Here is a 19,018-nt window from a genome sequence, read left to right as displayed (position 1 = left end):
GGACGGAGGCAGGATCAGCCTCCAATCTTCCAAGCCGATGCCTTCACGGGCATCGGCTTTTTCATGCGTGTTCGCCGGGCCGCGTCGGCTCAGCGCACCGCCTCGACCGCGCGCTTCATGCGCTCGATGACATCCGCGTAGCCGTGCTCGGCCGCACCGGGCGCGTTGAAGATCGCCGAGCCCGCGACGAACGTATCGGCCCCGGCCGCGGCGATCTCGCCGATGTTGTCGGCCTTGACGCCACCGTCGATCTCGAGCCGGATCGGCTTGCCGCTGCGGTCGATCATTGCGCGCACCTGGCGCAGCTTGTCGAGCGCGGACGGGATGAACGATTGCCCGCCGAAGCCCGGGTTGACCGACATCAGCAGCACCATGTCGATCTCTTCGAGCACCCAGTCGAGCACGTCGACCGGCGTTGCCGGATTCAGCACCAGCCCGGCCTGGCAGCCATGCGATTTGATCAGCTGGATCGTGCGGTGAACGTGCCGGCTCGCCTCGGGATGGAACGTGATCATCGACGCGCCGGCCTTCGCGAAGTCAGGGATGATCCGGTCCACCGGCTCGACCATCAAGTGCACGTCGATCGGCGCAGTCACGCCGTGCTTACGCAGAGCCTCGCAGACCATCGGACCGATCGTGAGGTTGGGCACGTAATGGTTGTCCATCACGTCGAAATGAACCCAATCGGCGCCAGATGCGAGCACGGCATCGACCTCCTCGCCGAGCTTGGCGAAGTTCGCCGACAGGATCGAAGGGGCGATGACGGTCGACTGCATGGCGGGAAGCCCGATGGGAAAGACGCCCATTGTCGCTCCCCCGCCCTGCTGGCGGCAAAGCGCTGCATCCGGAACGACGTTCCGGGCGTAGCTCACTTAAGGCGTCGTGGCCGGCGGGCAACGCCGTGCCAGTTCGGCGCCATGAAGACTCTTTCCCATCCCCCATGGAGATTGCAATGAAGGCACCCCTGCCCCGATTGATCGTTCTCGCCGCCGCGCTGGCGGCCACCCCCGCATTCGCCCAGTCCGGCGACGACTGGACCGGCGGCTACGTCGGCGCGCATGCCGGCGTGGTCATGGAACCGGACGACGAAGGCGACCGCTTCCTGTTCGACACGAACCTCGACGGCGCGTTCGGCGACACCGTGCGTACGGTGGCCGGCGCCGATGCGTTCTCGCCGGGCGCCTGTGACGGCGTCTCGCGTGGCCCGACGCCGGGCGAAGGCTGCGAAGGCAACAACGGCGGCGCCGACTGGGGCGTGCGTGCCGGCTACGACTGGCAGGCGGGCACCTGGGTTTTCGGCGTTGTCGGCGAGCTGGGCATGAACGACGTGCGTGATGCGCTGACCGCGTTCAGCACCACGCCTGCGAGCTACACCGCGGTGCGCAAGATCGACTCGCTCGCCGCGCTGCGTGCACGCGTCGGCATGGCATTCGGCGAAGGCAACGAGAACCTCGTCTACGCGACCGGCGGCTACGCCTGGGCGAAGGTCGAGAACGCGTTCTTCAGCAGCAACCGCGTCAACACCTTCACCGACAACGGCGACAGCGATGCCTCGGGCGCGCAGTTCGGCCTGGGTTACGAGCGCCGCTTCAATGACGTCTGGACGGTCGGCGTCGAGTACGTCAGCACGCGGCTGAACGATGACGAATACCGCGTCCGCGCCTCCGGCCCGGCCCCGGCGACGAACCCGTTCATCCTCGCCAACGCCGCGGGCACCGACTTCCGCCGCAGCGATGAGGACTTCGACCTCGACAGCGTGCGCGTGACGGTCGGCTACCGCTTCTGACGCTTCACCCGAACCGCGTCGTGCCGGCGCGGACCGCACTACGCTCCTGGTGCGGTCCGCTTCGGCACGGCGTGCCCGGGACTGGCACACCGGCCCGCTGATGGCGGGCCGGAATCGGCGTGCGCTACCGGCCGCGCAGGGTGCGGATGCGGTCGTAGGCCCGGTTGATCTCGCGTGCGCGTCGCTCGGCCTGCTCGCGGCGCTTCGCACCTTCGCCTGACTGGCGGTCGGGATGATGCCGCCCGATCAGGCGCCGGTAGGCCTGCTCGACCTCCGCATCGGAGGCGCGCTCGCTGACGCCGAGCACGGCGTACGGGTCGTCACGGCGCGTCGCGAACCAGTCGGCATCGATCGCATGTCCGACGAGCAGCCCGATCACCGCGCCGAGCAGCGGATGCCCGCGCAGCAGCGCGATGCCCGCAATCACGCCCAGCAGTTTTCCGTACCAGCGTCGCATCGGTCCGTACCCGGGCGTTCGAACGCCGCCAGTCTAGCCGGCGCGTACGCGTCGAAGCACGGCGACCGCGACCGGCGTACACTCACCGCCCCTGTCGCGCCCGTGCGCGCGGCGATGGCAGGGCCCGTCCGCCATGCATAGGGCTTCCGCGTTGTCCACCTCATCATCGCGACCATCGCTTTCGGTCTCCGACCTGCCCGACCTGCCGCTGCGCCATCGCGGCAAGGTGCGCGACGTATTCGACCTGCCCGCCGAGCGCCTGCCGCCGGGTACTCCGCCCGGGCAGTACCTGCTGATGGTCGCCACCGACCGGCTCAGCGCGTTCGACGTGGTGCTGCCCGACCCGATCCCGGGCAAGGGCGAGATGCTGTGCCAGATCAGCAATTTCTGGTTCAACCGCACCGACCACATCGTGCCGAACCACCTGACCGGCATCGACGTCGCATCGGTACTGCCCGAAGGCACGGACGCATCACTGTATGCGCGCCGCGCCGTCGTCACCAAGCGGCTCAAGCCCGTGCCCGTGGAATGCATCGCGCGTGGCTACGTGATCGGCAGCGGCTGGAAGGACTACCAGCGGACAGGCCGCATCAGCGGCATCCAGCTGCCGGGCGGGCTGCGCCAGGCGGAAAAACTGCAGGAGCCGATCTTCACGCCATCGACGAAGGCGGCGGTCGGCGACCACGACGAGAACATCGATTTCGATACCGTCGTGCACATGATCGGCCCCGACCTGGCCGAAGCGGTCCGACGCGCGACGCTGCAGCTTTACCGCTTTGCGGCCGGTTACGCGGCCGAGCGCGGCATCCTGCTGGCCGATACGAAGTTCGAGTTCGGCACCGACGTCGATGGCCGGCTGTACGTCATGGACGAGATGCTGACGCCGGACTCCTCGCGCTACTGGCCGGCCGACGAGTACGAAGTCGGCTCCAGTCCCCCGAGCTACGACAAGCAGTTCGTTCGCGACTATCTAGAGACACTCGACTGGGACAAGACGCCGCCGGGCCCGGCACTGCCGAGCGAGGTGATCGAGCGCACGCGTGCGAAGTACGCCGAGGCGCTGCAGAAGCTGGCGGGTATTTCGGTCGACTGACCAACCGTCGAAGTCGAAGTCGGAATCGAGGTCCGGAGCCGGCGGCTGCAGTCGGAGCTCGACGCCCTCCATGCGCCGACATTGCAGGCCCGCGTATCACTCAAGCCAATTCGGGACCTTCGGCGGCATGGATGCCGCCGAAGAGCTTACATGGACGTACTTGCAGCGTGTCCCGAATTGGCTTGAGTGATGCGCGGGCCGTCGGCGCAGCGATGCTTTTGCCGCTCCTCAGCCCACCTGCACCGTACCAGCAGACGATATGTGCAGGAGAACGGTTGCGTCGCTTCGGACGGGGCCGCCGCCCCGCACGGAATCCATTGGGCAGGACACGCCGTAAATCCATCCATGGAGGCTCTTCGGCGCCATCCGTGGCGCCGAAGGTCCCGCCCAATGGATTCCGCGCGTGTCGTCGTCCTTCGTGCGGTGGAGGGCCGGGCTTCGTGGGGTTTCGCGCGTTTTTTCTTACGCGGGGTGGGCCGGACTATGTCGTTTCACACGCCGTCTTCGCAGATGCGTGTCGTCGCAGCGCGCGTGGCAAATCGGGTTTATTGGCGGCGACGGCCGGGCGCCTGGCAAGTACGCCGATCGTCCGTAGCAAAGCGCCAGCTTCCGTCCTTGAACCATGCGGTATCGCAGCGCAAGCTCGTCGCATTCACCGCAGGACGCTTCCATGGACTCCACTTCCGCCCGCCCGATCGACCGCTGGTTTGCCAGCTACTCGGGCGACCACCGCAACGCGACTAACCAGCTCATCCACGTCGTGTGCGTGCCGGCGATCGTCTGGAGCGTGATCGCGCTGCTGTGGTGCATCCCGGCCCCCGGCACGTGGTTTCGTGATGGCTTCTGGGCCGGCATGGCGATGTTCGCGACGCTCCTGTTCTATTACCGCGCGTCGCGGCGTATCGGGCTGGGGATGCTGGTGATGTTCGTCGTGTTCGGCCTGCTCGCGCGGACGCTGTATGCCGATCTCGGGCGCACGTCGCTGCTGTGGCTCGCGGTTGCGGTGTTTGCAGTCGCCTGGATCGGCCAGTTCATCGGCCACAAGCTCGAGGGCCGGCGGCCGAGCTTCCTGACCGACCTCACCTACCTGCTGATCGGGCCGGCCTGGGTGCTGGCCAAGCTGTACCGCAAGCTCGGCTGGGCGTACTGATGCCGCTGCGTGATTTCGCGCTTGTCGCGATCATCGTGCTGGCGTGGGCGGGCAATTTCCTGCTCTCGGCGCTGGCGTTGCGGGAAATCCCGCCCTTTCTGTTCACCGCGCTGCGCTTTGCGATCCTCACCCTCGTGCTACTGCCATGGCTCAAGGCACCGTCGCCCGGGCAGTGGCCTCGCCTGCTCGCGGTGGGGCTCAGCGTCGGCGTGCTGCATTTCGGGCTGAGCTTCTCCGCACTGCGGCTCGCGGGTGACCTGTCGTCGCCGGCGATTGTCATGCAGAGCTACGTGCCGATGACCGCGATACTGGGCTGGTTCTGGCTGGGCGAGCGCTTCGGCTGGCGCACGGGCCTGGCGATCGCGATGAGCTTCGCCGGCGTACTCGTGCTCGGCTTCGACCCGCTGGTGCTCGATGAGCCCGCGTCGCTCGTACTGATGCTGGTGTCGGCGTTCTTCCTCGCGCTCGGCACCGTGCTGATGAAGGGCCTGCGCGATCTGGACGTCTTCAGCCAGCAGGGCTGGATGGGTGTCATCAGCCTCGGTCCGCTGCTTGTGATCAGTGCGGTCATCGAGCCCGGCGCGCTGGCGGCACTGCCGCAGGTGAGCTGGGTGGGCTGGGCCGGCGCGGCGTACGCGGCGTTCGGGGCCTCACTGCTCGGGCACGGCCTGTATTACGTGCTCGTGCAGCGCCATCCGGTCGCACTGGTCACGCCATGGCTGCTGCTGACGCCGCTGCTCGCGGTCGGGCTCGGTATCGCGTTCTGGGGCGACCGCCCGGGGCCGCGGCTGCTCGTGGGCGGGGCGATGGTGCTTGGCGGCGTGCTGATGATCGCGCTGCGTCGGCTTGCGACGGGGCGGCCGCGTCCGCCGGCGCCCGGCGACGCGCCCTAAGCCCTACGGCTCGAACATCTCCGGCGTCGGCCTGAACATCCGCGGCGCATAGCCGAGGTCGCGCTGCGCGGGCGCGGCATCGAACACGAGATCGCTGCGCATGCGCGCGACCGCCTGCAGATCCAGCCCCTGCGCGCGACCACTCACCTGCGCGGCCGCGACGGCCAGCCTGAACACCGGCGACGGCAGCTCGATCAGCCTCGGCCGCGGCTTCAGCACGGCGAGTACGCGCGCGGCCATCTCGCGATACGGCAGCGTTTCGCCGCCCGGCAGGTCGTAGGCGCGGCCGTGGCTCGCCGGACTTGAAAGACAGGCATGCGCGGCCGCTGCAAGGTCATCGACATGCACCGGCTGCCGCAGCCCGATTGCGCCACGCGGCAGCGGGAAACAGCGCCAGCGTTGGGCGAGGCCGGCGATGCGCGTCAGCGTGGCGTCGCGCCCGGCCCCGTAGACCAGCGTCGGCCGCAGCAACGTCGCGGCGATGCCGAGCTCGCCCGCGCGCGCGAACACGCGTGCCTCGGCGGCGTGCAGGCGCGCTGCGAGTTCGCGCTCGGCCGCGCTTGCCGATTCGCGCTTGGTCGCCATGCTCGTCGATCCGAATGCGATCACGCGCCGGCAGTCCAGCTCGGCCTGTTCGAGCCAGTGCGAAAACAGATCGAGAGGTCCGCAGCTGATCACCGCATCGATGCGGCGCGGCAGCGGATCGGACTGCGTGAAGTCGCCGGCCAGCCAGTGCAGGCCGGGCTCGTCCGCGCGGCGCTCGCGCGACAGCGCGAACACCCGCCACCCATCGCGGCGCAGCCGCGCGAGCAGCGGTCGGCCGATCTGCCCACTGCCTCCGAACACCAGGACCTGACGCAAGCACGCTCCTCCGCAATCTGCCGCCCGTCGTAGCGACGGCGGCGCGACATGATGCGCCATCACCGCGACAGCTCGCGCGCCGCGTCGATGGCCCGATGCATACGCAGGGGCTGCAAGCCCATCGGGTACACTCGCCGTCCGCGACGTGAAGCCCCGCTCGCGTCCTGATCCCCGATCCCCTGTCATCCCGAGTCCGCGCCGCGGCGCCCTGCCTCCGGAGCCCGATGCTGGAACTGCTGCTCGCCCTGCCGTTCGCGTTTGCCGCCATCGTCCTGCTCATGCGCCATGTGTCGCGCGTGACGACGGGCTGGCTGGCCGGCGCGGCCCCGCTGTCCGCCCTGCTGGTGCTCGCCGCGCTGACTCCGGACGTGCTGCGCGGCGACACCCCGGCGGCATGGCACGACTGGATCCCGCAGATCGGACTCGCGTTCTCGTTGCGGCTGGACGGGCTGGCGTGGATGTTCGCGCTGATGGTGCTCGCGATTGGCGGGCTCGTCGTGATGTACGCGCGCTACTACCTCAGCGAGCGCGAGGACGCACCGAAGTTCTATGCCTACCTCTTGCTGTTCATGGGCGCGATGCTCGGCATGGTCGTGGCCGGCAATCTGCTGCTGCTTGCGGTGTTCTGGGAGCTGACCTCGATCAGCTCGTTCCTGCTGATCGGCTACTGGTCGCACGATCGCGAGGCGCGCGAAGGTGCGCGCATGGCGCTGACGATCACCGGCGCGGGCGGTCTGGCGCTGCTCGGTGGCGTGCTGCTGATCGGCCAGGCGGTGGGCAGCTACGAGCTGGACGTGGTGCTCGCGGCCGGCGATGTGATCCGTGCGGCACCGACGTACCCGTTGATGCTCGCGCTGATGCTCGCGGCGATCTTCACCAAGAGCGCGCAGTTTCCGTTCCATTTCTGGCTGCCGCACGCAATGGCCGCGCCGACGCCGGTGTCGGCCTACCTGCACTCGGCGACGATGGTGAAGGCGGGCGTATTCCTGCTCGCGCGCCTGCACCCGGTGCTGTCGGGCACGGACGAGTTCTTCTATGTGGTCAGCGGCATCGGCGCGACCACGATGCTGATCGGCGCGTGGTACGCGATCTTCCAGCACGACCTCAAGGGGTTGCTCGCGTATTCGACGATCTCGCACCTGGGCCTCATCACGCTGCTGTTCGGCCTGTCGACGCCGCTGGCGGTGGTGGCCGGGCTGTTCCACATCCTCAACCACGCCACGTTCAAGGCCTCACTGTTCATGGCCGCGGGCATCATCGACCACGAGACCGGCACGCGCGACATGCGCCGGCTCGGCAACCTGCGCAAGTACCTGCCGTTCACCAGCACGCTGGCGATCATCGCGGCGCTCGCGATGGCCGGTATCCCGCTGCTCAACGGCTTCCTGTCGAAGGAGATGTTCTTCGCCGAGGCGCTGGAGCTCGGCGGTTCGGACGGCGTGCGGCTGGCCGTCACGGTCGCGGCATTCCTGGCTGGCGTGTTCGGCGTCGCCTACAGCCTGCGCTTCGTGCACGACACGTTCCTGGTCCGCACCGAACCACAGGTCGATCGCGAGATCCATGAGCCGCCGCGCTTCATGAAGATCCCGGTCGAGGTGCTGGTCGTGCTGTGCCTCGCGGTCGGTATCGCGCCGGCCTGGACGATCGCGCCGGTGCTGTCGGCCGCGGTGCATGCGGTGCTCGGCGAGGCCACGCCGTACTACAGCCTCGCGCTGTGGCACGGCATCAACCTGCCGCTGCTGATGAGCATCGGCGGCGTCATCGGCGGCACGATCCTCTACTTCGGCCTGCGCAGGCTGTTCGACCTGCATGCGGTCGTGCGGCGGGCGCTGGGTCGGCAGGTATTCCGCCGCCAGGGCCTGATCCTGCTCGGCGTGGCACGCGAGATCACGTTCCGCCTGACCGATGGCGGCCTGCAGCGCTCGCTGTGGTGGGTGCTCGTCGCGCTGCTCGCCGTTGCGATCGCGCCGGTGCTGCCGGGGCTTTTGCAGTCGCTGCCGCGCCCGGATGCGCCGATGTCGGCGGTCGGCTGGGTCGTGTGGCTGCTGCTGATCGTCGGCGCCGCGGCGACGGTCGCGGTGCACCGCCAGCGCCTGCTCGCGCTGATCGTCGTCGGCGCGGTCGGGCTGGGCGTGAGCCTGGTGTTCGTCTATCTGTCGGCGCCGGACCTTGCACTGACGCAGTTGCTGGTCGAAATGGTGACGATCGCGCTGATGCTGCTGGCGCTGAACTACCTGCCGCAGGAGTCCGCGCGCACCGACACCGCGCTGCGCCGCGGGCGCGACGCGTTGATCGCGGGCGCGGTCGGGCTCGGGGTCGCCGCGCTCGCGTATGCAGTGATGACGCGCAGCGGCGATACCGTCGCAAGCGAACTGCTGCTGCGCTCGCTGCCCGAAGCGTACGGGCACAACGTGGTCAACGTGATCCTGGTCGACTTCCGCGGCTTCGACACGATGGGCGAGATCACCGTGTTCGGCATTGCCGGCCTGGTCGTGCATGCGCTGCTGCGGCGTGCGCGCCTGGCCCCCGACGAGGTGGTGCCGGGGGCGGCGGCGCAGCTGCCGATGCCGGCCAACCTCAGCCACCTGCTGTTCCCGCTGGCGCTCGCGGTATCGGCCTACCTGTTCCTGCGCGGCCACAACGAACCGGGCGGCGGCTTCATCGCCGGCCTCGTGCTCGCGATCCCGCTGCTGCTGCAGTACGTGCTGCTGGGCTCGCAGTACGTGGAATCGCGGCTGGGCTTCAACTACACGCGCTGCATCGGCGTGGGCCTGCTGATCGCGCTCGCCACCGGTGTGGCGCCGATGCTGCTGGGGTATCCGTTCCTGACCAGCGGCCATGCCGAGCCGCACCTGCCGCTGATCGGCGAGGTTCCGCTGACCAGCGCGGCCGCATTCGACCTGGGCGTGTACCTGGTCGTGTTCGGCGGCACGATGCTGATCCTGTCCATGATGGGCACGGTCAGGCCTCCGCGTGCGGCAGCCCGACACCGCGGGGAGCGCACGTGATCGAACTCGCGCTTGCCACCGGGATCGGCGCGCTGACCGCCGGCGGCGTCTACCTGCTGCTGCGTTCGCGCAGCTTCGACGTGATCCTCGGCCTGACCCTGCTGTCGTATGCCACGAATCTGCTGATCTTCGCGGCCGGCCGGGTCGTCGTCGGCAAGCCGCCGCTGCTGCGCGAAGGCGTTGCGCACACGCTGGCGAACCACACCGACCCGCTGCCGCAGGCGCTGGTGCTGACCGCGATCGTGATCGCGTTCGCGATGACCGCAGTGACCATCGTCGTCGCGATGCGCAGCCGCGCCGACAACCACAGCGACCACGTCGATGCGGGCGATGAAGGCGAGGGCATGCCGTGATCGAGCACCTGCCCGCGCTTGCGATCGTGGTGCCGCTGGTCGTCGGTGCGCTGCTGCTGTGGGTCGAACGCCACGGCATCGTTGCCCAGCGCGTGCTCGGCTGGATCGGCATGGGCGCCTTGATCGCGGTCGCGATTGCGCTGCTCGCACGCGCCGATGCCGGCGCGATCGATTTCTATCTCGTCGGCGACTGGCCGGCGCGGCTCGGCATCGCACTGGTCGCCGACCGTCTCGGCGCGATGCTGGTGCTGACCACCGCGCTGCTCGGCGCGGCGTGCCTGATGTACGCCTGCGCGGGCTGGGACCGCCGTGCGATCCATTTCCATGCCTTGTTCCAGTTCCAGCTCGCCGGCCTCAACGGCGCGTTCCTGACCGGCGATCTGTTCAACCTGTTCGTGTTCTTCGAGGTAATGCTGATCGCCTCGTACGGGCTGCTGCTCAGCGGCGGTCGCGGCCAGCGCATCCGCGCCGGGCTGCACTACGTGGTGTTCAACATCACCGCCTCGACGCTGTTCCTGATCGCGCTGGGCCTGCTGTACGGGCTGCTGGGCACGTTGAACATGGCCGAGATGGCGCTGCGCGCGGCGACCGCCCCGGCCGAGGACCTGGCGCTTATCCGCGCCGCGTCGGGCGTGTTGCTGGTGGTGTTCTGCGGCAAGGCCGCGCTGCTGCCGCTGTACCTGTGGCTGCCGAGTGCGTACTCGCGCGCGCCGGCCGCAGTGGCCGCGCTGTTCGCGATCATGACCAAGGTCGGCGTCTATGCGGTGCTGCGCGTGTACACGCTCGTGTTCGGGCGCACGGCCGGCGAACTGGCCGGCTGGGCCTGGGACTGGCTGCTGCCGACGGGCCTTATCACCCTGGTACTGGCAACGCTGGGCGCGCTCGCGGCGACGACGCTGCGCATGCAGGTTGCCTACCTGGTGATCGCCTCGGCGGCGACGCTGTTCATCGCGTTCTCGCTCGGCACGCCCGACGCGGTCGGCGCGGGCCTGTACTACCTGCTGCACAGCACGTTCATCGCGGCCGCGTTGTTCCTCGTGGTCGATCTGATCCGCCGCCAGCGCGGTCGCATCGGCGAGTTGCTCGACAGCGCCGGCCCGCTGCGCCATGCCGCGCTGCTGGGCGGGCTGTTCGGTATCGCGGCGGTCTCGGTCGTCGGGTTGCCGCCGTTTTCGGGGTTCATCGGCAAGCTGATGATCCTGTCGGCAGTGCCCGATGAGCTGCGCGGCTGGGTGTGGACGATCGTGCTGGCGACCAGTCTGATGAGCCTGGTCGCGCTGGCGCGCACCGGCAGCCAGGTGTTCTGGCGCGCCGAGCCGTGGCCCGCGCACCTCGCGCGGCCGGCCCCGCCGGCCAGCCTGCACCTCGCGGCGACCGGCCTGCTGGTCGCGTACGGCATCGGCCTGGTGCTCGCCGGTGGCGAGGTGGTCGGCTATGTCGATGCCACCGCGCGCCAGTTGCTGACGCCGGAACGCTACATCGAGGCCGCGCAGTCCACGCAGCCCCAGCTGCGGATGCCATCGCCATGAGCCGCTTCCTGCCCTCGCCGCCGCTGAGCATCGCCGTGCTGGTGCTGTGGCTGTTGCTGGTGGCCGAATTCAGCGCCGGCCAGCTCGCGCTAGGCATCGTGCTCGCGATCGCGCTGCCGCTGGTGGCCGGCCTGCTGCAGCCCGAGCGTGCGCACTTCGGTCGTACGCGGCTGATCCTCGTGCTGTTGCGGCGCGTGCTGTGGGACATCGTGCTGTCGAACATCGAAGTCGCGCGGCGCATCCTCGGGCCGGAGCGTGCGCTGACGCCGACCTTCGTGTGGCTGCCGCTGGAGCTGACCAACCTGCACGCGATCACCACGCTGGCGAGCATCATCACGCTGACACCGGGCACGGTCTCGGCCGAACTCAGCGACGACCGCCGCCACCTGCTGATCCACTGCTTCAACCTGGCCGATGCCGAAGCGCTGCTGGCGACGATCAAGGCGCGCTACGAAGCGCCGCTGATGGAGATCTTCCAGTGATCGAAACCGCCGTCTTCATTGCGCTGCACGTGATCGGCCTGGCAATGCTGCTCAGCCTGTGGCGGCTGGTGCGTGGGCCGACAGTTGCGGACCGCATCCTCGCGTTGGACACGCTGTACATCAACGCGATCGCCGCGCTGATCCTGTTCGGCATGCACCTGCGCTCGTCGGTGTATTTCGAAGCGGCGCTGATCATCGCGATGCTCGGCTTCGTCAGCACTGTGATGCTGAGCAAGTACGTGCTGCGCCGGGACATCGTCGAATGAGCCGGAGAACGCGATGAACCTCGTCGTCGAACTGCTGCTGGTGACGCTGCTCGCGATCGGCACTGTCTTCGTGCTGATCGGCTCGTTCGGGCTGGTCAAGCTGTCGGAGTTCTTCAAGCGCCTGCACGGGCCGACGAAGGCGACGACGCTCGGCGTCGGCTGCATCCTCGTCGCATCGATCGGCTTCCATGCGCTGCGCGGCGACGGCCTGGGCCTTCGCGAAATCCTGATCACGCTGTTTCTGTTCCTGACCGCGCCGATCAGCGCGCACCTGATGGCACGCGCGGCATTGCGGCTGATGCCGCAGCAGCGCCCGCCGCAGCCGCCGCCGGCAGCGGCATCGCTGGCCGACGCGGTCGCGACGGACGCGCCGGTGGAAGCGCGGGAGCGGCAGCCGCGGTCGTGACCGTCGCCGATCAGCGGTTGATCAGCAGCAACTCGTAGACGACCCAGGCCGCGAACGCGACCAGCAGCACCGCGCCCTCGCGCCGGCTCACGCGCAGGTCGCCGCGCAGCACCGGGTAGAGCATCAGCGCGAACGCGAGCGCGGCCGGCAATTCCAGGCGCACGAACGAGCCCGGCATCGGCAGCGGATTGATCATCGCCACCACGCCCACGACCACCAGCACGTTGAACAGGCTCGAGCCGATCACATGGCCGGCGACCACGTCACCCTGGCCGCGGCGGGCCGCAGCGATCGCGGCCGCCGCCTCCGGCAGCGCGGTGCCGATCGCAACCGGCAGCAGGCCCATCAGCAGCGGTGTCAGGCCCAGCGCCTCGCCCAGCGGCTGCGCACTGCGCACCACGAACCGCGAGCCGAAATACAGCAGCGCAGCTGCAGCCACGAAACGCAGCAGGTTCTGACCGAGCTCCTGGCTGGTCCGCGCGTAATCCTCGATCTCGGCGCGCACCTCAGGTGATTCCTCGCCGGCGCGGCGCATCGCGAACGCAACGACCGCAACGAACGCGACCACCAGCCCGAGGCCTTCGATACGCGAGATGCCACCGTCCAGCCCGAGCACCGCCAACACCACGGTCGCGACGACGAGCACCAGCCACAGCGGATTCAGCGCCCGCCATTCGACCACCAGCGGAGCGGCGAGTGCTGCAAGGCCCAAGGTCAGGCCGACGTTCGCGATGTTGCTGCCGACCGCATTGCCGAGCGCCAGCGATTGCTGACCGCTGGCGACCGCATGCAGATTGACCGCGAGCTCCGGCAACGACGTCGCGAACGCGACCAGCAACAGGCCGGTCGTGAACGGCGAAAGCCCCGCGCGCTGCGCCAGGCCCGAAGCGCCCTTGACGACCGAGTCGCCACCGAGGGCCAGCAACACCAGCCCGAGCAGGAACAGGCCGATCGCCTCAAACATTGCGCAGCTCCGTAATCATCGGCCCCTGCCGGTCCGGCCGCCTCATGCGCAGCCCTCGACGTAATCGATCTGCGGCGGCGCACCGATGCGCCAGCGGGTGACCTGGCCATTGGCGTCGGTTTCGAACAGCAGCACCTGGCCGCTGCCGCCGGCATCCGGCACGCGCAGGTACTGCGCACCGTCGACGTACTTGTGCGGCTGCACTTCGAGTCGCTGCGCATAGCGCGTGGCGATGTCGTGCGTGCTCATGCCGATGCGGCCGCCACCGGGCGCGATCAGCGCCGGGTCGTCGACGTCGATGCGTGCAAAGCGTCCGCGTTCGAACATGAAGCCCAGGCTCTGGCGACCGGGCCCAGGCGCCTGCGCCCCAGCCTGCGGGTAGAGGTAATAGCAGCCGTCGGCCTGCTGTGGGCCCTGCTTTACGAGTTCGCCATTCCAAGCCGAACGCAGCATCGTTTCGTCCGAGCCGAACGGCGCGGTCTTGAAGCCGAAGTACGCAATCGCGTCGGGCGCGATCGGCAGTGGCGTGCGTTCGGCGGTGGAGACCGTAGCGGCCGTCGACGCTGGTGCAGGCGCGGCGGCCGTGCCGGCCGGCACCGCGGGCGCCGCGGCGGGCGCCTGCGCGTCGTCGGCCTCCGGCTCGCCCGAGCACGCGGCCAGGGCGAACAGCAGCGGAATCGACAGCAGGCGCAGGTCCATCGTCATTCTCCGTAGCAGACCGCCGCAGCCTAGCCGCGAGCGGTGAAAGCAACGCGAATGGCCGCGGTCGTCGGATGGACCGGCTGCCGTGCCGACGCTTATGCGGGCGCCTTGAAGTGCTTGCGCAGCCCCGCCCAGCACGCCTGGTAATCGCGCTGACGGTGCCCGGCATCCAGCGCCTGCGCGGTCGGGCGAATGACCGCACGCGACTCGAACATGAAAGCCATCGTGTCGCGGATCACGTCGGGCTTCGACAGGTCGGCGTTCGATGCCTTCTCGAACGTCGCCGCGTCCGGACCGTGCCCGGTCATCGAGTTGTGCAGCGAGCATCCGCCCGGCGCGAACCCTTCGGCCTTCGCGTCGTACGCGCCGTGCACCAGGCCCATGAACTCGCTTGCGATGTTGCGGTGGAACCACGGCGGGCGGAACGTGTCCTGCGCCACCAGCCAGCGCGGCGGGAAGATCACGAAGTCGAGGTTGCTCGTGCCCGGCGTATCGCTGGCCGAATGCAGCACGAGGAAGATCGACGGATCGGGATGGTCGAAGCTGATCGAGCCGATCGTGTTGAACCGGCGCAGGTCGTATTTGTACGGCGCGTAGTTGCCGTGCCAGCCGACGACGTCGAGCGGCGAATGGCTGATCTGCGCGCGCCACAGGTGGCACTGGAACTTCGCGATCAGCTCGAAGCGGCCTTCTCGGTCCTCGTACGCGGCCTGCGGCGTGAGGAAATCGCGCGGGTTCGCAAGCCCGTTGCTGCCGATCGGGCCGAGGTCGGGCAATCGCAGCAACGCGCCGAAGTTCTCGCAGACATAGCCGCGCGCCTCGCCGTCGGGCAACGACACGGCAAACCGCACGCCGCGCGGAATCACCGCGATTTCCTGCGGCTCCACCTCGATCACCCCCATTTCGGTGGCGATGTGCAGGCGCCCGAGCTGCGGCACTATCAGCAGCTCGCCGTCAGCGTCGTAGAACCAGCGTCCGTCCATGTCGCGGTTCGCGGCGTACAGGTGCACGCCAATCCCGTGCTGCGCCGCCGGGCCGCCGTTGCCGGCCATCGTGAACAGCCCATCGACGAAATCGCGGGGCGTGTCGGACGGCGGCACCGGCAGCGGGCTCCAGCGCAGCTGGTCCGGCGTTACCGGGCCTGCGTTGAAATCGTTGTGGAACGACGCCTTCGCCGGCCCTTCGTACAGTTCGAACGGCCCGTGCATCGCTGCCGGGCGGATGCGATACAGCCAGCTGCGCCGGTTCTCACCGCGCGGCGCGGTGAACGCGGTGCCGGAGATCTGCTCGGCATACAGACCATGCGCGACGCGTTGCGGCGAGTTTCGCCCGATGGGCAGCGTGCCGGGCAAGGCCTCGGTCGCGAATTCGTTGCCGAAACCGCTCATGTAACCGGTCGCACCGATGCGATCGGCGCGGGCCTCGGCGATCGGGATCACGTTCTCGGCATCCTCGATCGCATGCGCGGTCGCGGCGTCGTTCGCTTCACGCGGCTGGGTGTTCATCGCAGGCCTCCGGCGTCGTGGTTCAGAGCACGCCGCGCTTCATCTGGTCGCGCTCGATGCTCTCGAACAGCGCCTGGAAGTTGCCTTCGCCGAAGCCCTCGTTGCCCTTGCGCTGGATGATCTCGAAGAAGATCGGACCAACCGCGTTCTGGGTGAAGATCTGCAGCAGCTTGCGGCTCTTCGTCTCCGGGTCGGCGTCGATCAGGATCTTGTTGCGGCGCAGGCGCTCGACGTCCTCGCCATGCTCCGGGATGCGCTGGTCGATCACGTCGAAATACGTATCGGGCGTATCGAGGAATTCCATGCCCTGCTCGCGCATCGCCTCGATCGTCTCGTAGATGTCGTCGGTGAAGCAGGCGATGTGCTGGATGCCCTCGCCCTTGTAGGCGTCGAGGTATTCGTTGATCTGGCTCTTCGGGTCGCTGGACTCGTTGAGTGGGATGCGCACGACGCCGTCCGGCGCGGTCATCGCCTTCGACACCAGGCCGGTCTTCGCGCCCTTGATGTCGAAGTAACGGATCTCGCGGAAGTTGAACAGCCGCTCGTAGTAATCCGACCACTTCTGCATGTTGCCGAAGTAGAGGTTGTGCGTGAGGTGGTCGATGAACGTCAGCCCGAAGCCCTTCGGGTTCTGGTCGGCGCCTTCGATCGTCTCGTAGTCGGCGTCATAGACGGTGCCGGCGCTGCCGTAGCGGTCGACGAGGTACAGCATGCAATCGCCGATGCCCTTGACGACCGGCGCATCGACGGCCTTGGTCTCGGGCTTGTTGTCGATCGCCTCGCCACCGTTGCCGAGCACGACCTGGCAGACCTCGTCGGACGACTTCTGGAAGCGGATCGCAAAGCCGCAGGCGCAGGGGCCGTGCGCTTTCGCGAAGTCGGCTGCGAAGCTGTCGGGATCTTCGTTGACGAGGAAGTTCACCCCGCCCTGGCGGTACACCGTGATCGCGCGCGACTTGTGGCGCAGCACCGCGGTGAAGCCCATCTTGCGGAAGTACTCGTGCAGCATCGCGCCCTGGCCTTCCGGCGCGCCGAACTCGACGAATTCGAAACCGTCGATCCCGAGCGGGTTCTCGAACGTGGTGACCTGCATGCCGAGATTGGGTTGGGCGTTCATGGCAAAGCTCCTGGCCTCGTGGCGCCCGCACGGGCGTGCGGGCTCTTGCGAATGGGTCGTCCGGCGCATCCGGCATAGGGCGCTTGCGCTGACGTCGCGTACCTTATAGTTTCAGATGAAACCATTTGCAAGGCGCAGTGCCGCATGACCGCCCCGGCCGAACTCGACCTCGAGCATTTCCTGCCCTACCGGCTGTCGGTGCTCAGCAACCGGGTCAGCGGCGCGATCGCCCGCGTCTACTCCGAACGCTTCGAACTGGGCATCACCGAATGGCGGGTGATCGCCGTGCTCGGGCGCTATCCGGACCTATCGGCCGGCGAGGTCGCGCAGCGCACGGCGATGGACAAGGTAGCCGTCAGCCGCGCGGTCGCGCGCCTGCTCGAGGCCGGCCGCCTGCAGCGCGACACCGACGGCGCCGACCGCCGCCGCTCGGTGCTGCGCCTGTCGCCCGCCGGCCGCGCGATCTTCGACGAGGTCGCGCCGCATGCGCTTGCGTTCCAGCAGCGGCTGCTGGCCGGGATGGACCCGGACGAACGCGCACTGCTGTTCCGGCTGCTCGACCGGCTCGACGAACTCGAACTACAGGCCGAGGCCGACGCGCTGCCGGAGTGATCGGCAGGCGCTGCGCACGCAGGCATACACGCAAAAAAAGAAACGGCGGCCTGAAGGCCGCCGTTTCGGTCGATCCGTCGCCGTGCCGGCAGTGCCGGCGCGGCAGATCCGGTTACTTCACGCCGTGCATCAGGCGCTGGATCAGCGGCGCGATGAGGAACAGCAGCACGCCCGGGACCACCAGCGCCCAGAAGCCGAACGTGTAGCCCGACAGCGCGGACTGCACGTCCATGCCGCTTTCGCCGCTCACGTGGCCCGCGAAGATGCCCGAGAGGTTGTTGCCGATCGCGGTCGACAGGAACCAGCCACCCATGCCGAGGCCCACGAGGCGCACCGGCGCGAGCTTGGTCACCATCGACAGGCCGATCGGCGACAGGCACAGCTCGCCGATCGACTGGATCACGTAGACCATGAACAGCGTCCAGAACGGGATCATGCCGGCGTCGTTGACCAGACTGCCGAGCGCGAACATCAGCAGCAGGAAAGCCAGGCCGTTGAAGATCAGGCCGAGGCCGAACTTGCGCGGGATCGACGGATTCGCACGGCCCAGGCGCACCCACAGCCAGGCCATGATCGGCGCGAACACGATGATCGCGATCGAATTCACGCTCTGGAACCAGGCCACCGGCCACGTCCAATCGCCGAAATCGCGGTTCACGATCTTGTCGGCGAGGAACGTGAAGGAACTGCCGGCCTGCTCGAAGAACATCCAGAACAGGATGTTGAACGCGAAGATGATGAACATCGCGATCACCTTGTCGCGCGCGACGGCGCCATTGCGCACGCCTTCCGCGATCAGCATCACCGCCAGGCCGACGAACAGCGCGCTGAGGATCCACTGCAGTGTGTCGGCGCCCACGCTGAGCAGGAAATAGATCAGCGGGACAGCGAGCACGCCGCCGACAGCGGTCATCCACGTGCGGCTCATGCTTTCGGCGCCCGCCGGCGGCAGGCCGATGCCCTTGAGCTGGCTGCGGCCGAAGTAGAACCACACGAGGCTGATCAGCATGCCGATGCCGGCCGAAATGAACACGACCTTGTACGCCGGCGTGCCGTCCGTGCCGAACACCTGCTCGGCGAGCCAGCCGGTCAGCACCGGCGCGATCAGCGCACCGGCGTTGATGCCCATGTAGAAGATCGTGAAGCCCGAATCGCGGCGCTCATCGCCGACCGAATAGAGCTTGCCCACCATCGTCGAGATGTTCGGCTTGAACAGGCCGTTGCCGACGACGATCGTGGCGAGTCCGAGCTTGAAGATCTCGTCGCTCGGTATCGAGATCATGAACAACCCGGCGGCCATGAATATCGCGCCGAGCAGGATCGAGCGTTGGTAGCCGATCACCTTGTCGGCGATGTAGCCGCCGAAGATCGCCGTTGCGTACACGAGCGCGAGATACGCGCCGTAGATGAAGCCTGCCGGCTGCTCGCCGGACGGATCGCCGTTGTAGAACTGCGCCACGATGTAGAGCACGAGCGCCCAGCGGATGCCGTAGAACGCGAAGCGTTCCCAGAATTCCGACATGAACAGCATCCACAGCGGCCGGGGATGCCCCATGACCTGCGGGAAACTCGGCGGATCGGGAGGCGTGCCGGTCGGCGCGTGCTGCGGTGGCCCCATGGGCTCGGCAGCATTGGGAACTTGTGCACTCATTTCAGTAATTCCTGTCAGAGCAAGTCGGGCGAATGGCGCTGCTCCGGCGAAGCCGGGCGCAACGACCGGAGCATGTCCGAAGCTCGAGCACCCCGTCAAACCGCGCCAATGTCGCGGTGCAGCAAGTTCTAGTGCACGTGCGTTGCCGGATGTTCCGGCCATTGCGCATCCGCGCCGCCCGGC

At 68.1% G+C, this 19,018-nt stretch carries 19 protein-coding genes; 11 read left to right on the top strand and 8 right to left on the bottom strand.

Features of this window, described 5'->3' with window-relative positions:
- Positions 1–89: 89 nt before the first annotated feature.
- The gene (gene rpe / locus ACFFGH_RS03105) at positions 90–776 is read right to left on the bottom strand and encodes a ribulose-phosphate 3-epimerase (RefSeq protein ID WP_386667315.1); all 687 of its coding nucleotides are present in this window, start codon (positions 774–776) and stop codon (positions 90–92) included.
- A gap of 176 nt (positions 777–952) precedes the next feature.
- Here rpe and ACFFGH_RS03100 point away from each other — a divergent pair, with 176 nt between their 5' ends.
- Positions 953–1,786, top strand: coding sequence for an outer membrane protein (locus ACFFGH_RS03100; RefSeq protein WP_386664709.1), 834 nt, complete (start codon positions 953–955; stop codon positions 1,784–1,786).
- 124 nt (positions 1,787–1,910) lie between these two features.
- Here the strand turns inward: ACFFGH_RS03100 and ACFFGH_RS03095 are convergent, their stop codons facing one another.
- Positions 1,911–2,243, bottom strand: coding sequence for a J domain-containing protein (locus ACFFGH_RS03095; RefSeq protein WP_386664707.1), 333 nt, complete (start codon positions 2,241–2,243; stop codon positions 1,911–1,913).
- Between the two features lie 151 nt (positions 2,244–2,394).
- Here ACFFGH_RS03095 and ACFFGH_RS03090 point away from each other — a divergent pair, with 151 nt between their 5' ends.
- From ACFFGH_RS03090 to ACFFGH_RS03080, 3 genes are all read left to right on the top strand, one after another.
- Positions 2,395–3,336, top strand: a complete 942-nt coding sequence (locus tag ACFFGH_RS03090; RefSeq protein WP_386664705.1) for a phosphoribosylaminoimidazolesuccinocarboxamide synthase — start codon at positions 2,395–2,397, stop codon at positions 3,334–3,336.
- Between the two features lie 670 nt (positions 3,337–4,006).
- On the top strand, positions 4,007–4,486 hold the full coding sequence (locus ACFFGH_RS03085; protein WP_386664703.1) for an Mpo1 family 2-hydroxy fatty acid dioxygenase: 480 nt from the start codon (positions 4,007–4,009) through the stop codon (positions 4,484–4,486).
- Positions 4,486–5,379 (top strand): DMT family transporter, encoded by an 894-nt coding sequence (locus ACFFGH_RS03080; RefSeq protein WP_386664701.1) that lies wholly within the window; start codon positions 4,486–4,488, stop codon positions 5,377–5,379. Before ACFFGH_RS03085 ends, ACFFGH_RS03080 begins: the two co-directional genes overlap by 1 nt.
- A gap of 3 nt (positions 5,380–5,382) precedes the next feature.
- On the opposite strand, the gene ACFFGH_RS03075 is transcribed toward ACFFGH_RS03080, so the two are convergent.
- Positions 5,383–6,240, bottom strand: coding sequence for an NAD-dependent epimerase/dehydratase family protein (locus ACFFGH_RS03075; protein ID WP_386664699.1), 858 nt, complete (start codon positions 6,238–6,240; stop codon positions 5,383–5,385).
- Positions 6,241–6,464: 224 nt separating this feature from the next.
- On the opposite strand from ACFFGH_RS03075, the gene ACFFGH_RS03070 reads away from it, so the two are divergent.
- Genes ACFFGH_RS03070 through ACFFGH_RS03045 form a run of 6 tightly spaced genes read left to right on the top strand, consistent with a single transcriptional unit; the run spans position 6,465 to position 12,284 of the window.
- The gene (locus ACFFGH_RS03070; RefSeq protein WP_386664697.1) at positions 6,465–9,248 is read left to right on the top strand and encodes a monovalent cation/H+ antiporter subunit A; all 2,784 of its coding nucleotides are present in this window, start codon (positions 6,465–6,467) and stop codon (positions 9,246–9,248) included.
- Positions 9,248–9,601, top strand: coding sequence for a Na+/H+ antiporter subunit C (locus ACFFGH_RS03065; protein WP_386667313.1), 354 nt, complete (start codon positions 9,248–9,250; stop codon positions 9,599–9,601). The genes ACFFGH_RS03070 and ACFFGH_RS03065 overlap by 1 nt, the downstream gene beginning before the upstream one ends.
- Positions 9,601–11,130: a monovalent cation/H+ antiporter subunit D gene (locus ACFFGH_RS03060; RefSeq protein WP_386667311.1), complete on the top strand. Its 1,530-nt coding sequence runs from the start codon at positions 9,601–9,603 to the stop codon at positions 11,128–11,130. Before ACFFGH_RS03065 ends, ACFFGH_RS03060 begins: the two co-directional genes overlap by 1 nt.
- Positions 11,127–11,612, top strand: coding sequence for a Na+/H+ antiporter subunit E (locus ACFFGH_RS03055; RefSeq protein WP_386664695.1), 486 nt, complete (start codon positions 11,127–11,129; stop codon positions 11,610–11,612). Before ACFFGH_RS03060 ends, ACFFGH_RS03055 begins: the two co-directional genes overlap by 4 nt.
- Positions 11,613–11,656: 44 nt before the next feature.
- The gene (locus tag ACFFGH_RS03050) at positions 11,657–11,878 is read left to right on the top strand and encodes a K+/H+ antiporter subunit F (protein WP_386667309.1); all 222 of its coding nucleotides are present in this window, start codon (positions 11,657–11,659) and stop codon (positions 11,876–11,878) included.
- Positions 11,879–11,891: 13 nt separating this feature from the next.
- Positions 11,892–12,284: a Na+/H+ antiporter subunit G gene (locus tag ACFFGH_RS03045; protein ID WP_386664693.1), complete on the top strand. Its 393-nt coding sequence runs from the start codon at positions 11,892–11,894 to the stop codon at positions 12,282–12,284.
- Between the two features lie 10 nt (positions 12,285–12,294).
- Here the strand turns inward: ACFFGH_RS03045 and ACFFGH_RS03040 are convergent, their stop codons facing one another.
- The 4 genes from ACFFGH_RS03040 to hppD form a co-directional block, all read right to left on the bottom strand.
- Positions 12,295–13,248, bottom strand: a complete 954-nt coding sequence (locus ACFFGH_RS03040; protein ID WP_386664691.1) for a calcium/sodium antiporter — start codon at positions 13,246–13,248, stop codon at positions 12,295–12,297.
- 42 nt (positions 13,249–13,290) lie between these two features.
- On the bottom strand, positions 13,291–13,947 hold the full coding sequence (locus ACFFGH_RS03035) for a lectin (RefSeq protein ID WP_386664689.1): 657 nt from the start codon (positions 13,945–13,947) through the stop codon (positions 13,291–13,293).
- 98 nt (positions 13,948–14,045) lie between these two features.
- Positions 14,046–15,338: a homogentisate 1,2-dioxygenase gene (gene hmgA, locus ACFFGH_RS03030; protein WP_386667307.1), complete on the bottom strand. Its 1,293-nt coding sequence runs from the start codon at positions 15,336–15,338 to the stop codon at positions 14,046–14,048.
- A gap of 139 nt (positions 15,339–15,477) precedes the next feature.
- Positions 15,478–16,572 (bottom strand): 4-hydroxyphenylpyruvate dioxygenase, encoded by a 1,095-nt coding sequence (gene hppD / locus ACFFGH_RS03025; RefSeq protein WP_386664687.1) that lies wholly within the window; start codon positions 16,570–16,572, stop codon positions 15,478–15,480.
- Positions 16,573–16,716: 144 nt separating this feature from the next.
- Between hppD and ACFFGH_RS03020 the strand changes: the two genes are divergently transcribed.
- Positions 16,717–17,184, top strand: a complete 468-nt coding sequence (locus tag ACFFGH_RS03020; RefSeq protein ID WP_386664685.1) for a MarR family winged helix-turn-helix transcriptional regulator — start codon at positions 16,717–16,719, stop codon at positions 17,182–17,184.
- A gap of 112 nt (positions 17,185–17,296) precedes the next feature.
- On the opposite strand, the gene ACFFGH_RS03015 is transcribed toward ACFFGH_RS03020, so the two are convergent.
- Positions 17,297–18,835 carry a peptide MFS transporter gene (locus ACFFGH_RS03015; RefSeq protein ID WP_386664683.1) on the bottom strand — a complete coding sequence of 513 codons (1,539 nt, stop codon included), beginning with the start codon at positions 18,833–18,835 and terminating at the stop codon, positions 17,297–17,299.
- Between the last annotated feature and the right edge of the window lie 183 nt (positions 18,836–19,018).

Source organism: Lysobacter korlensis (genome assembly GCF_042434515.1).
This window is presented reverse-complemented; position numbering and strand designations above follow the sequence as displayed.

What these genes read in the sequence shown, in the direction of transcription:
- ACFFGH_RS03070 (WP_386664697.1), top strand. Translation starts at nt 6,465, where the DNA reads ATGCTGGAACTGCTGCTCGCCCTGCCGTTCGCGTTTGCCGCCATCGTC.
- rpe (WP_386667315.1), bottom strand. Translation starts at nt 776, where the DNA reads ATGCAGTCGACCGTCATCGCCCCTTCGATCCTGTCGGCGAACTTCGCC.
- ACFFGH_RS03035 (WP_386664689.1), bottom strand. Translation starts at nt 13,947, where the DNA reads ATGGACCTGCGCCTGCTGTCGATTCCGCTGCTGTTCGCCCTGGCCGCG.
- ACFFGH_RS03080 (WP_386664701.1), top strand. Translation starts at nt 4,486, where the DNA reads ATGCCGCTGCGTGATTTCGCGCTTGTCGCGATCATCGTGCTGGCGTGG.
- ACFFGH_RS03055 (WP_386664695.1), top strand. Translation starts at nt 11,127, where the DNA reads ATGAGCCGCTTCCTGCCCTCGCCGCCGCTGAGCATCGCCGTGCTGGTG.
- ACFFGH_RS03020 (WP_386664685.1), top strand. Translation starts at nt 16,717, where the DNA reads ATGACCGCCCCGGCCGAACTCGACCTCGAGCATTTCCTGCCCTACCGG.
- ACFFGH_RS03045 (WP_386664693.1), top strand. Translation starts at nt 11,892, where the DNA reads ATGAACCTCGTCGTCGAACTGCTGCTGGTGACGCTGCTCGCGATCGGC.
- hppD (WP_386664687.1), bottom strand. Translation starts at nt 16,572, where the DNA reads ATGAACGCCCAACCCAATCTCGGCATGCAGGTCACCACGTTCGAGAAC.
- ACFFGH_RS03015 (WP_386664683.1), bottom strand. Translation starts at nt 18,835, where the DNA reads ATGAGTGCACAAGTTCCCAATGCTGCCGAGCCCATGGGGCCACCGCAG.
- ACFFGH_RS03100 (WP_386664709.1), top strand. Translation starts at nt 953, where the DNA reads ATGAAGGCACCCCTGCCCCGATTGATCGTTCTCGCCGCCGCGCTGGCG.
- ACFFGH_RS03095 (WP_386664707.1), bottom strand. Translation starts at nt 2,243, where the DNA reads ATGCGACGCTGGTACGGAAAACTGCTGGGCGTGATTGCGGGCATCGCG.
- hmgA (WP_386667307.1), bottom strand. Translation starts at nt 15,338, where the DNA reads ATGAGCGGTTTCGGCAACGAATTCGCGACCGAGGCCTTGCCCGGCACG.
- ACFFGH_RS03050 (WP_386667309.1), top strand. Translation starts at nt 11,657, where the DNA reads ATGCTGCTCAGCCTGTGGCGGCTGGTGCGTGGGCCGACAGTTGCGGAC.
- ACFFGH_RS03040 (WP_386664691.1), bottom strand. Translation starts at nt 13,248, where the DNA reads ATGTTTGAGGCGATCGGCCTGTTCCTGCTCGGGCTGGTGTTGCTGGCC.
- ACFFGH_RS03085 (WP_386664703.1), top strand. Translation starts at nt 4,007, where the DNA reads ATGGACTCCACTTCCGCCCGCCCGATCGACCGCTGGTTTGCCAGCTAC.